We start from the raw sequence: 14,783 nt of genomic DNA, 5'->3' as shown, positions 1-14,783 counted from the left end.
GGGATTGAACCCAACACCATGAACTCGGGTGCACAAACAGTTTGTGCCCTCTGCGGGGCAATCAACTATTTGTGAAATTCTTGTTGTCATATAAAACTCAATCCCAAGAAAGCGCTCCGCCTGATTGATATTCAATGACGCGGGTCTCGAAGAAGTTGCGCTCTTTCTTCAGGTCAATCATTTCGCTCATCCACGGGAACGGGTTTTCTTCGTTGGGGAAAAGAGGTTCAAGACCGATCTGCGTTGCCCGACGGTTGGCGATATAGCGCAGATAGCCCTTGAACATGGACGCATTCATGCCCAGCACACCCCGTGGCATGGTGTCTTCCGCGTAGCGGTATTCCAACTCCACGGCTTCTTCGAACAGCGCCTTGATTTCAGCCTTGAACTCAGCGGTCCACAAGTGGGGGTTTTCGAGCTTGAGCTGGTTAATCAAGTCAATACCAAAGTTGCAATGCATCGACTCGTCGCGCAAGATGTACTGGTATTGCTCGGCCGCGCCTGTCATTTTGTTTTGACGGCCCAGTGCCAGAATTTGCGTGAACCCGACATAGAAGAACAGCCCTTCCATCAGGCAGGCAAACACGATCAGCGACTTCAACAGGGTCTGGTCGGTCTCGGGTGTTCCGGTTTTGAACTCCGGGTTCATGATCGCTTCAATATAAGGAATCAGAAACTCGTCTTTGTCGCGAATGGATTTGACTTCGTTGTAGGCATTGAAGATTTCGCTTTCATCCAGGCCCAAAGACTCTACGATGTACTGGTAGGCATGGGTGTGAATCGCTTCTTCAAAAGCCTGCCGCAACAAAAACTGGCGGCATTCAGGCGCCGTGATGTGGCGGTAGGTGCCCAGCACAATATTGTTCGCCGCCAGTGAATCGGCCGTGACAAAAAAGCCCAGATTGCGTTTGATGATGCGACGTTCGTCTTCGGTCAGGCCGTTCGGGTCTTTCCACAAAGCAATGTCACGCGTCATGTTGACTTCTTGCGGCATCCAGTGGTTGGCGCAGCTGGAGAGGTACTTTTCCCACGCCCACTTGTACTTGAAAGGCACCAGTTGATTGACGTCCGTCTTGCCGTTGATGATGCGTTTGTCCGCCGCATTGACGCGCCGCGGACTGCTTGAAACCGTTGCGCTTGACGCGGACTCAACCGAACGACTGCTCGATGAGTCGCGTGCAGGAGTCGATGGCGGGGTGGGCTTGACTTCTTCGTCCCAGGTCAACATAAATAATTCCAATCAGCAGATTATGAGAGCAGCGAAATGAAATGAAAAGTATTCATTCATATCGCGGCCACATTGTGTTGGCGAGTGTTGTTCCGCAACATCGCATTCAAGATGAAAGTCGGTACGACCTTATTGGCAAGACTCGCAGGTTGGATCATCAACACCACAAAACTTGATGTCCGTTGCCGGGCCGGATGCCATCTGCATTTTTGCAGCGGCGGCCGCCGCGTCCAGGGCGCTCATGCCGACATTGCCGCTGTGTGTTTCACTGCTGGAAGACACTGCATTCATTCGACCGGCGGTCACGGTTGATTTCTCCACATGGGTCGCCGACATGGTGCGCAGATAGTAGGTCGTTTTCAGTCCACGAATCCAGGCGAGTTTGTAGGTGTCATCCAGCTTTTTGCCAGAGGCGCCTGCCATGTAAATATTGAGTGATTGCGCTTGGTCAATCCACTTCTGGCGGCGCGATGCAGCCTCCACCAACCAGCGCGTTTCCACTTCGAAGGCGGTGGCGTACATCGCCTTGATCTCAGCCGGAACCCGATCAATCGGATTCAGGGAGCCATCAAAGTGTTTGAGGTCCATGACCATGACATCGTCCCAAAGCCCGAGGCGCTTGAGGTCCTGCACCAGGTAGCTGTTGATGATGGTGAATTCGCCCGACAAGTTGGACTTGACGGACAGATTGCCAAAACAGGGTTCAATGGAGGCGTCCACACCGATGATGTTGGAGATGGTGGCCGTGGGCGCAATGGCGGTGCAGTTGGAGTTGCGCATGCCGTCCTTTGCAATCTTCTGGCGCAGGGCGTCCCAATCCAGGGTGGAAGAGCGATCCACCTCGACATAACCACCGCGCTCGCGTGCCAGCATGTCCAGGGTGTCGATGGGCAAGATGCCCTTGTCCCAGAGCGAGCCTTTGTAGCTGGAGTACTGACCCCGTTCACGTGCCAGTTCGGTGGAGGCCCAGTACGCGTAGTAGCAGATGGCCTCCATTGATTGGTCTGCAAACTCCACCGCTGCATCGCTGGCGTAAGGGGTGCGCATCTCATACAAGCTGTCCTGGAACGCCATCATCCCAAGGCCCACTGGACGGTGGCGCATGTTGGAGTCACGTGCCTTTTGCACGGCGTAATAGTTGATGTCGATCACGTTGTCGAGCATGCGCATCGCGGTGGTGATGGTCTTTTGCAGTTTGGCGTGATCGAGCACTTTGGTGCCACCGGCTGGGCTGTCCTTCAAATGCTGCAGCAAGTTGACCGAACCGAGGTTGCACACTGCGGTTTCGGTGTCGCTGGTATTGAGTGTGATCTCCGTGCACAGGTTGCTGGAGTGCACCACGCCGCAATGTTGTTGCGGAGAACGGATGTTGCAGGCGTCCTTGAATGTGATCCAGGGGTGGCCGGTTTCAAACAGCATGGTGAGCATTTTTCGCCACAAGTCAGCCGCCTGCAAAGTGCGGGCGGGTTTGAGTTCTCCGGCCGCTGCTTTTTCTTCGTAAGCCACATAGGCTTTCTCGAATGCCATCCCAAACTTGTCGTGCAGATCGGGCACGTCATTGGGTGAGAACAGGGTCCACTGGCCTTTTTCCATCACGCGACGCATGAACAGGTCAGGAATCCAGTTGGCCGTGTTCATGTCGTGGGTGCGACGGCGATCGTCGCCGGTGTTTTTGCGCAGCTCCAGGAACTCCTCGATGTCAAGGTGCCAGGTTTCCAGGTAAGTACAAACCGCGCCCTTGCGCTTGCCGCCCTGATTGACTGCCACGGCAGTGTCATTCACCACTTTCAAAAACGGAACGACCCCTTGCGACTCGCCATTGGTGCCCTTGATGTGGGCGCCCAAGGCGCGCACACGCGTCCAGTCGTTGCCCAGGCCGCCTGCAAACTTGGACAGCAGTGCGTTTTCCTTGATGGAGTCGTAAATGCCTTCCAGATTGTCTGGCACGGTCGTGAGATAGCAGCTGGAGAGTTGCGAGCGCAGGGTGCCGCTGTTGAACAGCGTTGGTGTGCTGGACATGAAGTCAAAGGAGGAGAGAGTCTCGTAGAACTCAATGGCACGCGCCTCGCGGTCTGACTCGTTGAGTGACAGGCCCATGGCCACGCGCATGAAGAACGCCTGGGGCAACTCAATGCGGGTTTTGCCGATGTGCAGAAAGTAACGGTCATACAGGGTTTGCAAACCAAGGTAATCAAACTTCAGATCCCGGTCCGCCTTGAGCGCAGCGCCCAGCCGTTGCAGGTCGAACTCAAGCAGTTTGGCGTCAAGCAGTTCGTTGTCGACCCCTTGCTGGATAAATTGCGGAAAGTAATCGACATAGGCTTGCGCCATGTCGGCCTGCACCACATCCCGGCCCAAGGCTTCCTTGGCCATGGTGTGAAACAGCAGCCGTGCTGTGGCATAGGTGTAATCGGGATCCTTCTCGATCAGCGTGCGCGCGGCCAGCACCGAGGCCTTGTACACCTCGTCCATCGGGACGCCGTCGTACAGATTGCGCATGGTCTCCGCCATGATCGGCTCCGGCTTGACGTCGGCGCCCAAGCCGGCGCAGGCGGACTCAATCAGGCCTTTCAGGCGGTTCAGATCCAGCACGATGCGCTTGCCATTGTCCAGGGCGTGCAGCACGGGGGCTTGCGGTGTCTCTTCGACCACCTTTTTGGCGCGTTCCTGGTTGCGCTTTTCCCGGTACAACACATAGGCGCGGGCCACTTCGTGATGACCACTGCGCATCAGACCCAGTTCCACCTGGTCCTGGACATCCTCAATGTGAAACGTGCCGCCGCCGGGACGCGAGCGCATCAGGGCGCGAATCACGGCCTGCGTTAAACCATCCACCGTTTCACGAACGCTGGCCGAGGCCGCACCTTGCGTCCCATGCACCGCCAAGAACGCCTTCATCATGGCGACGGCGATTTTGTTGGGCTCAAAAGGCACCACCGAGCCGTTGCGGCGAAGGATTTGGTAATGGCTCAGCGAATTCGCCGCCGCATTGCTTTCGCCATCGGTGCCGTGCTGTCCAGGAGCCCCGGTCTGGAGGTCGGGAAGTGTATTCAAAGCTGTCTGCATAGATATCCTCGTCTGTAGCTGTGTTTTGGGTGGTTTCGTGTCTCTGGGCGCAGCACCGGATCCGCGTGTGGATGGTCTGTCGTTGTCTGCAGGACACACTATATATGGGGTCTTGCTTGATTTCAAGCACTACCGGTAGTGTATCTTGATGTGTCTGGAAAAATTCACGGGTTCACGTAAATCCAGTGGCTGGCGCGGCGGTGAATTTCTAGGGGGGACGCCCCGGTGCGTGCCACCGGATCCTTCGGATCCCCTTGCCAAGTCGGAGAATTATGGGTTGAGGCCAGTCAATCCAAGCCTTGCGAAGGCTTTTGCGCTTCCGTGCCGCATGCAGCCTCTGTTTGGCTTTTTTGAACCGCTGGCAGCGTCGTTCGCGTCAGGGGGGACGCGATGCGATTAAATAAATTCAGAAAACATTTTTTTACAAAAGGCCATCCGGGAAGTAGGGCGATGCCAAGCCCAGCGAACGTTGTAACAGTCGCCAGTTGAAGCCATTTCCGGGGTCGGTTTTCCGTCCCGGTGCGATGTGTTCATGGCCGGCAATCTGTGTGATCGGGTAGCGTTGCAGGATGGCCGCACACAAACCCGCCAGTGTTTCATACTGGCTGTCCTCAAAGCGGTCTCCTGCAACCCCTTCGAGTTCTATGCCGATGGAGTTGTCGTTGCAGTTGCTCCGTTGGCGGTAACTGGAGGCGCCCGCGTGCCAGGCGCGGTCGTTGGCGCTGACGAACTGTTGCAGGTCACCATTGCGGCGGATGTAAAAGTGGGCCGACACCTTCATGCCCTCGATGCTTTCAAAGTAGGGGTGCTGGCGCCAGTCGAGCTGGTTGGTAAAGAGGCGCTGTACCTCGTCACCGCCGTACTGGCCCGGGGGAAGGCTGATGCAATGCAGCACGATGAGATCAACATGGGTCCCCCTGGGGCGGGGCCCAAAATTGGGGGAGACCAGCCGCCCCGAAAATTGGTACCAGCCATCCAGCCAGAGCGGCGTAGGGTGCAAAGGTTCAGGCGAGGTCATCAGACGATTCGCTGTTGTTCGGGGTGTCAATGTTGAGCCTGGCGATGCGGTACCGCATTTGGCGCAGACTCAACCCCAGTCGGGCCGCTGCGGCCGTGCGATTGAAGCCGGTTTCACGCAGGGCCTGGATCAGTATTTCACGCTCCTGGCGGTCCAAATGACTTTGCAAATCGCTGGGGATGCTGATCTGGTCGTCGTCCAGCGGCGCTGGGCCGCTCTGGGGTGCAAATGACGCCGGGAGAAGTGGTTGCCGCACGGAGGGTTCAATCTGAAGGTCATCTTCATCGCTCAAGGCGATGGCGCGATGCAGCAGGTTCTCCAGCTCGCGGACGTTGCCCAGCAACGGGTCGGCGGCGAGTTGATCAAGCACGGCAGCCGATAGCGTGGGCTCCGGGATGCCTGATTCATTGGCAATCCGGCCGAGCAAGGCCTTGCACAGTTCGGCTAAGTCTTCGCGGCGTTCCCGCAAGGGCGGGATCACGACTTCAATCACATTCAATCGGTAATACAGATCCTGCCGAAAGCGACCTGCTTTCACTTCTTCGGCGAGATTTTTGTGGGTCGCGCTGAGGATGCGAACATCGACCAGCTCCTCCTGGGGCGATCCAATCGGGCGGATGCGGCGCTCCTGAATGGCCCGCAGCAGTTTGGATTGCATGGCCAGGGGCAAATCGCCAATCTCGTCCAGAAACAAAGTGCCACCACTGGCCGCCTGAAAGAAGCCATCACGGTCTTGGGTGGAACCGGTGTAAGCGCCTTTTTTTGACCCAAAGAACTCGGCTTCCAGCAGGCTCTCGGGAATGGCACTGCAGTTGACGGCGACCCACGCGCCCGCGGCGCGGTGACTGTTGGCATGGATGGCGCTCGCCACCAGCTCCTTGCCGGTGCCCGACTCGCCGGTCACCAGCACGGGGGCCATGCTGCGCGCCACTTTGACGATCCGTTCCTTGACCCCTCGCATGCTGGCGGATTCCCCCACCAGTCGCAGCAGCGCGGCCTCGCCATTGAAGAGGGCGGGCGCGTTGTCGCTCCTGTCATGTTTCAGTGATAGAGCCCGGTCGGCCTTGCTGGCCGGCGGGATCGGGTCCAGCACGGCAGAGGCAATGACCGCGCGAAACTGCTTGAGGTCAACCGGCTTGGTCAAATAGTCAAAAGCACCGGCCTTGAGTGACTCGACCGCATTTTCGGCCGAGCCGTAGGCCGTGATGACGACACAGCGTTCCCCGCGTTGCTGCGCCTTGATGTGCCGGATCAGCTCCATGCCCAGACCATCGGGCAGGCGCATGTCCGTGATGACAACATCAAAACGACGTTCGGCCAGCAGCTGCAGGCCCTGGGCCACGCTTTCGGCCGTCTCCACCCGGTAGCCGGCACGTAAAAGCGTCAGCTCGTACAACGTCCTTAAATCGGGCTCGTCATCAACCACCAGGATCTGGGCGGTGCTCAGCTGTGTGTTTAAGGCCATGGTGTTACCGGTGTGTTGTCGCTGGCTGTGCTATTGCGGGTGGTTGACCGCTGGGGCCGAAAGGTCACAAGAAATTCATTTCCTTCGACGACCTTCCCGCAGACGTTGCGCGGTGTTCGGTAATAGGCAATCGAGGCGCCGTGTCCCTCACAAAGCTCGCGGCAAATGTAGAGACCCAAGCCGCTGGAGCGGCTCTCCGAAGAGAAGAAGGGTTCAAACAAATGGCGCTGGACCGATTGATCCATCGGCGGACCGTCGCTCCAGACGCTTAACGCGCTTTGTCCGGTGGGCGACGTGCCGGCAGACACCAGGATGGCGTCCCGCTGGTGGGTGGCGTAGCGACTGGCATTGTCAAGCAGGTTCACCAGAATCCGGCGAAGGTGCTCTGCGTCAAACCTGACTTCGACAGGGCGGGGCGACAGGTCGACGCGCAACCTGTGTTCACTGGTCGTCTGGCCTTGCCAGTCCCGGCAAATTCGGGCGACCGCCTCATTCACGGCCAGCGCACTGGCGGCGATACCGTTTTCACGGTGCTGCACCCGGAAGATATTGAGGATTTCTTCCACAATTTTTTCCAGTCGTTTGGCATTTTGCTGCACCATCTGGGTGAGTTGCTTGTGCCGCGGGTCGGAGAGGTCTTCGTCGAGCAGGGCATTGGCTTGCGCGATGGCGGCCAGGGGATTGCGAATTTCGTGGGCGACGGCGGCGGACATCCGGCCCATGCTGGCCAGTTTTTCGGTGCGCACGCGGGCTTCCATCTCGCGCTGGTCTTGTAGAAACATGACGCACAGGCTTTCGTGGCTGCCATCCTGCGTGGCCGTCAGTTGGGTGCGGACCTGCACGCGTCGGGGACCCTGGCCGGCATGGTGAATGGTGACATCCGCTTGTTGGGCAGCCTGCTCGGAAAAACTCAGATTCATCAGATCCACCAGTCCCCGCCAGCCGGGCAGGGAAACGAGTTCAAACGAAGTGCCACTCAGGGCGCGTTCGCCGCCCAGCATGGTGCGGGCTGCCGGATTGGCGGCCCGCACCATGCTGCGCTGGTCAACCACCAGAATCCCGTCCGTCAACGACTCAATCACCAGTTCGTTGACCTGCCGTTGCACCCGCGCCGCCAACTGGCTGCGTTGAGCGCGCAGCTCGACGTTGGCCAGTCGGGTGGCGATCTGGTTGGCCAGAAATGAAATGACGAAGCAGCCAGCGCCCGTCAGGGCTGCCTGCAAAAAATGGGCGGCGGTGTCGGCGGGGACTTGAAGGGACAGCCACATGGCGTGGGCAAACAGCAGCAAGGTCACACTCGCCGCCGCCCCCATGGCCAGCAGCAGGGACCCCAGCACGGACGCCATCAAAATGGGGAGGACGAACAGGGGCGCGTAATTGATGCTGTTGCCTTGGGCCGCTTGCAGGGCGGCGAAGGCCAGAATATCCACACCGATGGTGGCGACCCATTGGGCGTCCAATGTCTTGCCCAGCGGGCGCGGCCTGGCCATCAGGCGCATCGTCAGAGTGGCGGCAAAGTAGCCGGTGCAAATCAGGATTAAGGTGGTGTCCTTGCTTGTGCCGAGGGCGTAGATGGTGCTCTGGAGCAACAGCAGCACCAGCCCCAGCGTCACGCGTGCCGTCATGAAGCCGCGCCACAAGCGCTCAAATTCCTGGGGGTTGTCGACCGGTTCGATGCCCGGTTCCAGCAAGGAAGGGCCGAACCAAGAGTGCGTCTCTGGCTGCCGACTCATTCAGGGCTCCGCGCGCTGGCGGTGATCTGCGCAGCAGTACACCCCTTTTTTACCCTGAATCGCCTCCACGGAAGGCACATGGACCGAACAGAGTGCGCAGCGAACCATGTCCAGCGGCTTTGGCGCTGCCTTGGGTGTTTGTTGCTTCAGTTTGGGGTCTGACTGCCGGTTGCTCCGCCAGAGCCAGGCACCCACCAACACCACCAGCAGCACAAGCAGGAACTTCATACCGACCGTCCGAGAATGATCTCCATGACGAAGCGCGAGCCGACGTAGGCCAGCAGCAACAGCCCGGAGCCGATGTACAAGATGCGCACCGCCCGTCGGCCGCGCCAGCCAAACCGGGCACGACCCACCAGCAGGATGGCAAACGCCAGCCAGGACAGGACCGAAAAGATGGTTTTATGGTCCCATTTCAGGGGCTGTGCTGAGCCATAGAGCTGCTGCTCAAACAAAAAGCCCACCAGCAGGGTGGCCGACAACAGAATGAAGCCGGCGCCGACAAAGCGGAAGGTCAGCCGCTCCATCGTCAACAGCGGCATGCCGCTGTGCGGATCGGTGGCCAGGCGGATGCGTTCTTCCGCCCGCATCATGAACCAGGCGTGCACCACTGCCACGCCAAACAGCCCGTAGGACGCAATGCCCAGTGCCCAGTGCAATGGCAGCCAGGGCGAGGCATTGGCATGCAGCGGGTTACCCGGAAACAGCACCGCCAGGATGACGGCGATGGCGCCCAGGGCCGACAGGGTCCAGCGCGTCTGCAGCAGCGGGAAGACCTGGCTTTCAATCGCGTAGACGACGGCGACCAGCCAGGCCGTGACAGATAAGGCGGGCGCAAAGCCGAAGCGGGGCTGGCTGCCAAACAGGCTCCACGCCAATAAAATACCGTGCAGCAGCCAGGCCAGCCACACGGCGCTGCGGGTGGCCTGTGCGCCCAGCCGCGAGGCGCCGATGGCGGACACCCCATAGGCCACGGCCGCACCAAGTGCCAAAGTCAAACTGAAGGGGGAAGCACTGGCTAAAATCATGGGCACAGTTTAGCGTTTTGCACATTGCCAGTGCCTGTTGGCACCCAACCTTGGTTCCGTTCACCGGAATACCCTCTATGGCCTCCGCCCTTACCGACAAACTCTCCCGCCTCGTCAAGGAAATCCGCGGCCAGGCCCGTATCACTGAAGCCAACGTGGCCGACATGCTGCGTGAAGTGCGCATGGCCCTGCTGGAGGCCGACGTTGCGCTGCCCGTGGTGCGTGACTTTATTGCCCGCGTCAAAGAAAAGGCGCTGGGCCAGGACGTGCTGGGCTCGCTGTCGCCCGGTCAGGCGCTGGTTGGCATTGTCAACAAAGAGCTGGCGCTCACCATGGGCGAGGGCGTCAGCGACATCAATCTGGCCGCGCAACCGCCGGCCGTGATCCTTATGGCCGGTCTGCAGGGGGCTGGTAAAACCACCACCACCGCCAAGCTGGCCAAGCATTTGATCGAAAAGCGCAACAAGAAAGTGCTGACGGTGTCGGGCGACGTGTACCGCCCGGCCGCTATTGAACAGTTGAAAACGGTGACGGCCCAAGCCGGCGCCGAGTGGTTCCCCAGCACGCCGGACCAAAAGCCGGTCGACATTGCGCTGGCCGCTTTGGATTACGCCCGCAAGCATTACTTTGACGTGCTGCTGGTCGATACCGCCGGCCGGCTGGCGATTGACGAAGCGCTGATGCGCGAAATCAAGGACTTGCACGCGGTGCTGAACCCGGTCGAAACGCTGTTTGTGGTCGATGCCATGCAGGGCCAGGACGCCATCAACACCGCCCGCGCGTTCAAGGAAGCGTTGCCGCTTACCGGCATCATCCTGACCAAGACCGATGGCGATTCACGTGGCGGTGCGGCCCTGTCGGTGCGCCAGGTTACCGGAGCCCCGATCAAGTTTGCCGGCACCAGCGAAAAACTGGACGGCCTGGAAGTGTTTGATGCCGAGCGTCATGCCGGGCGTATCCTGGGCATGGGCGACATTCTGGCGCTGGTGGAGCAGGTCACCTCGGGCGTCGATATTGCCGCTGCGCAAAAGCTGGCGGCCAAGATCAAGAGCGGCGCCGGTTTCGATTTGAATGACTTTCTGGCCCAGATTCAGCAAATGAAACAAATGGGCGGCCTGGCCAGTTTGATGGACAAACTGCCGGCGGCGATGGCGGCCAAGGCCGGCCAGGTCGACATGAACCGGGCGGAAAAAGACATCCAGCGCAAGCAAGGCATCATCCACAGCATGACGCCGCTGGAGCGCCGCAAACCGGAGCTGATCAAGGCCACCCGCAAGCGCCGCATTGCCGCTGGCGCCGGGGTGCAGGTTCAGGAAGTGAACCGCATGCTCAAGGAATTTGAGCAGATGCAGGACATGATGAAAAAGATGAAGGGCAGCGGCATGATGAAAATGATGAAGCGCATGGGCGGCATGAAGGGCATGCCCAAGATGCCGTTCTGAAACCGGGTGGGACAGACCGCCGCGCCGCGCCGCGCGCCGGTTCTGTCCCGGTTTTATTAGGTCATTTCGGCCTCTAGCCCCCGTAAATCCTGCGCAAGCAGCTATTAAAAAAATAGCGGCTTGACGCCGCTATTTGGTTTGCCCGGTGCTCAGGCCGCGATCAGTCGGGGCTTGGCCAGCTGGCTGGCGTGCAGCCAGGCCCGGCGCAACACGGCCGGTGACTTGGTCTCTTCCGGAATCAGCAGGTAGTTTTGCGCCCGCATGGCGGTACCCAGGCCGACGCGGCTGGTGATCACCGTCATCGGGATGGCCAGCAGCAGCGGCAGCCCAACCGGCAGCAACCAGATCAGGGCGCTGGCATCAATCATGGCGATGCCAGCGGCCAGCGCCACGATCACCAGGCTCATGGGCGCGAGCTGTGTCAGTGCATGGCGCCACGGCACGGCCGCTGCTTCGCGCGGAGGTGATTTCCATTCCAGCTTCAGACCGGTCAGCGCCACCACAACAAACAGCGAGTGCGCCACCATGCGAATAGGCGCTTGCAGCAGGGCAATCAGGGTTTCCAGTACGGCGCTGCGCAGCAGGCTGGCGGTGCCGCCAAACGACTGTTGCTGGCGGTTGATCAGCACGGCGGCGATGCCCAGAATGCGCGGCAAAAACAGCATGCACAGCGTCCAGGACCAGAGCGACACCAGTTCGCCGGGCAACAGCATCCAGTCGGCAATCATCGGCGTGCCCGACAGCCACAGGGCCGTGCCCAGTGTCAGGAAGCTCAGCCACACCGGCGCCGACAAATAGGCCATGGCACCGGTGGCAAACATGGAGCGATGCACCGGGTGAATGCCGGGTTCGGCGATCAGGCGCGAGTTTTGCAGGTTGCCCTGGCACCAGCGGCGGTCGCGTTGCAGTTCGGCCAGCAGGTCCGGCGGTTGCTGCTCGTAGCTGCCCACCAGATCGGCCACCAGCCAGACGTGGTAACCGGCGCGGCGCATCAAGGCGGCTTCGACAAAGTCATGCGACATGATGCTGCCCGACATGCCGCCGGTACCGGCAATGCGCGCCAGCGCGCAATGTTCCATGAAGGGTGCGACACGAATGATGGCGTTGTGGCCCCAGTAGTGCGACTCGCCCATTTGCCAGAACTGCATGCCCAGCGTGAACAGGCGACCCGTCACGCGGGAGGCAAATTGCTGCGCCCGGGCGTGCAGGGTGACGTGGCCGATGGCCTGGGTGGCGGTCTGGATGATGCCGGCGGTGGGGTTGGCTTCCATCAGCTTGACCATGGAGACCAAGCAGTCGCCGCTCATCACGCTGTCGGCGTCGAGCACCACCATGTAGTTGTAATCTTTGCCCCAGCGGCGGCAAAAATCAGCCACATTGCCCGCTTTGCGGTCGGTGCGGCGTTTGCGCAGACGGTAGTAGACCTCGACTTGTTGCTGCTCGGGCTGGCTGGCGAGCTGGGCGCGCAAGTCTTCCCAGGCGGCGCGCTCGGCTTTGATGATGGCCGGGTTGTTGCTGTCCGACAGCACAAACACATCAAAGGCCCGCACATGACTGGTCAGTGCCACCGATTCACAGGTGGCGCGCAGGCCGGCAAAGACCGTGCGCACATCTTCATTGCAGATCGGCATGATGATGGCGGTGCGCGTCGCCGCATCCAGCGTGTGGTGCTGAACTTTTTTGGCTGACAGGCTGTGGGCATCGCCGCGCAGCATCACATAAAAACCCATCATAGCGGTCATGAAACCGGTCACGACCCAAGCCGACAGCAAGGCAAACAGCGCGGTCTGGCCGTACTGCAGCAAAGCGTTGTCGTAGTCGGGCTGCATGTCGGCAAAGAGCCGGGTGGCCAGCACCGTACTGACCAGGGTCAGCAGCATAAACACGGTGCGGCGACGTTTGGCGGCCAGTTGCCACGGCTCCGGCTTTTCCGACCTCTGCGGGCTGGGCGCCACGGGGGCTTGCGCCCGACCGGTCAACTTGAGAACCGGCAACAGGGCGGCGGTGGCGAGGCTGTTCCAGAAACCGCGCCAGGGCCGGGGGGCCATCGAGCCGCGGTTAATCGGCGGTGCCGTGACCGCATTGGGGTGACGTTCTTCGCGCAAAGTACTGCGTCCTTTCAGGGTGTGATCAGGTTGGTCCATGTTTCGCTCAGTGTTTGGTTGTTATGTTGGAGGAAGGCGCGCAGCTCCACGGGTAGCGCCGGATTGATTCGTTGCACGCGCAATGTCATGCGCCAGGCGCCGGTCGCGGGGTTCTTGTAGGCCAGGCTTTCCGTGATGCGGCCATTGGCATTGGCGGTGGCGATGGCCTGCACCGGCGCGTCTTCGGGCAAGGCGTCCAGCGCCGGGCCGGCAAAATCAATCACAAACTGGGTTTGCTGTCCCAAGGCCTCGGTGCCGAGCTTGGTGTAGCCCGTGCCGCGGCGCGATTGCGTCACCCAACCGTTGGGCGGCAACTGCTGGTTTTTGCCCTGCCAGGCAATCTGGTAGGCAAAGTCCATCGATTGACCGGGCGGCGGCATTTTGGCCGGCACCCAGTAGACCGCCACGTTGTCGTGGGTTTCGTCGGGCGTTGTAAATTGCAGCAATTCGACCCGGCCGGCGCCCCAGTCACCCAGCGGCGTGACCCAGGCACTGGGCCGGAGTTCATAGCGGGCTTCGGTGTCTTCGTAGCTTTTGAAGTCGCGGTCGCGCTGCATCAGGCCAAAGCCCTTCAGGCTCTTCATGCTGAACGAGGTCGCCACCGGGGCGGCGGTGTTTTGCAGCGGCCGCCACAGCCATTCGCCTTCGCCGGTGGCGATCATCAATCCGTCAGAGTCGTGCACTTCCGGCCGAAAATCGCCGGGGCGGGGCTGGTTCTCGCCAAAGAAAAACATGCTGGTCAGCGGCGCCAGGCCCAGTGTGGCCACCGGCTTGTCGGTCGGACGCATGAAGATGCGGGCGTGCACTTCGGTCACGGTCTGCTCGCCCGGCTTGATGTCGAAGCGATAGGCCCCGGTCATGCGCGGCGAGTCCATCAGCGCGTAGACGGTAAGCTGCTTGGCGCCGGCGATCGGCTTTTCAAGCCAGAACTCGGTAAAACCGGGGAATTCTTCATTGGTGCCACCGGCGGTATCGACCGCCAGGCCCCGTGCCGACAGGCCGTAGCGTTGGCCCGTACCGAGCGCCCGGAAGTAGCTGGCGCCTAAAAAAGCGACCAGTTCGTCCTTGTAGCTGGCCGAGTTCAGGGTGTTGAAGGCCCGGAAGCCGCCGTAGCCCAGGTTGCCCCACTTTTGCGGCGAGAGTTTGTTTTTGCCAAAGTTGAAGTTGGCCGGGTTGTAGGGAATCGGCTTGACCCCGGTCGGCGTGATCTCGTTGATGCGAACCGAGTCGCCGTTTTTGCCGACATGGAAAAAATTGGCCTCGTAGTCCAGCTTGTCTGCCCGCCACAAGGAGTTGTCCCGGTTGAAGCGGATGTCGCGGTAACCGTCGTAGTCCAGGTTGGCCAGTTCAGCGGGGATGGCATGTGACGCCGGCTTGTAGGCGGCCTGGGCGCGCTGGCGGGCCAGACCGGCGACGTTGTCGAGACCCCAGGCCTGGGCACGTGCCTGACCGGCCATCAAGACCAGCAGACCGGCGACGGTCAAGGCGGCCAGAGGGGCCTGAAAGAGAGGACGGCGAGCGAGAAAAGAAGGTCGAATTAAAGCTTGCATGGTTTGACTAGTGCAAACCCTATGCCAACTTTAAAAAACCTATTTAAATCAACAGCTTGGACCTGTTTTTAAATCAGGAGCCTTGAAAATCGCCGAAAAACCCGCAAAA

At 60.1% G+C, this 14,783-nt stretch carries 10 protein-coding genes; 1 reads left to right on the top strand and 9 read right to left on the bottom strand.

The annotated features are described in order from the left end of the window. Positions 1–97 precede the first annotated feature (97 nt). The 7 genes from HHJ17_RS09010 to ccsA all read right to left on the bottom strand — a co-directional run bounded on the left by HHJ17_RS09010 (position 98) and on the right by ccsA (position 9,538). Entirely contained in the window at positions 98–1,228 is a 1,131-nt protein-coding gene (locus HHJ17_RS09010) for a ribonucleotide-diphosphate reductase subunit beta (RefSeq protein WP_296501148.1), read from the bottom strand. A 129-nt stretch (positions 1,229–1,357) separates the two neighbouring features. Beyond that, positions 1,358–4,282 (bottom strand): ribonucleoside-diphosphate reductase subunit alpha, encoded by a 2,925-nt coding sequence (locus HHJ17_RS09005; RefSeq protein WP_296501150.1) that lies wholly within the window; start codon positions 4,280–4,282, stop codon positions 1,358–1,360. Positions 4,283–4,715: 433 nt separating this feature from the next. Continuing rightward, entirely contained in the window at positions 4,716–5,312 is a 597-nt protein-coding gene (ampD, locus tag HHJ17_RS09000; RefSeq protein ID WP_296501152.1) for a 1,6-anhydro-N-acetylmuramyl-L-alanine amidase AmpD, read from the bottom strand. Continuing rightward, positions 5,299–6,777, bottom strand: a complete 1,479-nt coding sequence (locus HHJ17_RS08995) for a sigma-54 dependent transcriptional regulator (RefSeq protein WP_296501155.1) — start codon at positions 6,775–6,777, stop codon at positions 5,299–5,301. Before HHJ17_RS08995 ends, ampD begins: the two co-directional genes overlap by 14 nt. Then, positions 6,768–8,510 (bottom strand): ATP-binding protein, encoded by a 1,743-nt coding sequence (locus HHJ17_RS08990; protein ID WP_296501157.1) that lies wholly within the window; start codon positions 8,508–8,510, stop codon positions 6,768–6,770. Before HHJ17_RS08990 ends, HHJ17_RS08995 begins: the two co-directional genes overlap by 10 nt. Continuing rightward, positions 8,511–8,738, bottom strand: a complete 228-nt coding sequence (locus HHJ17_RS08985) for a PP0621 family protein (RefSeq protein ID WP_296501159.1) — start codon at positions 8,736–8,738, stop codon at positions 8,511–8,513. It abuts the gene before it with no gap. After that, positions 8,735–9,538: a cytochrome c biogenesis protein CcsA gene (gene ccsA, locus HHJ17_RS08980; protein WP_296501161.1), complete on the bottom strand. Its 804-nt coding sequence runs from the start codon at positions 9,536–9,538 to the stop codon at positions 8,735–8,737. The genes HHJ17_RS08985 and ccsA overlap by 4 nt, the downstream gene beginning before the upstream one ends. 77 nt (positions 9,539–9,615) lie before the next feature. Here ccsA and ffh point away from each other — a divergent pair, with 77 nt between their 5' ends. Next, complete coding sequence (gene ffh, locus HHJ17_RS08975; RefSeq protein WP_296501163.1) at positions 9,616–10,980, top strand: signal recognition particle protein; 1,365 nt, start codon at positions 9,616–9,618, stop codon at positions 10,978–10,980. 149 nt (positions 10,981–11,129) lie between these two features. Here ffh and mdoH read toward each other — a convergent pair whose 3' ends face one another. Continuing rightward, complete coding sequence (gene mdoH / locus HHJ17_RS08970) at positions 11,130–13,124, bottom strand: glucans biosynthesis glucosyltransferase MdoH (protein ID WP_296501166.1); 1,995 nt, start codon at positions 13,122–13,124, stop codon at positions 11,130–11,132. Beyond that, positions 13,100–14,674 (bottom strand): glucan biosynthesis protein G, encoded by a 1,575-nt coding sequence (locus HHJ17_RS08965; protein WP_296501169.1) that lies wholly within the window; start codon positions 14,672–14,674, stop codon positions 13,100–13,102. Before HHJ17_RS08965 ends, mdoH begins: the two co-directional genes overlap by 25 nt. Positions 14,675–14,783: the final 109 nt, after the last annotated feature.

The organism is Rhodoferax sp. (genome assembly GCF_012927445.1).
GTDB lineage: Bacteria > Pseudomonadota > Gammaproteobacteria > Burkholderiales > Burkholderiaceae_C > Rhodoferax.
This window is presented reverse-complemented; position numbering and strand designations above follow the sequence as displayed.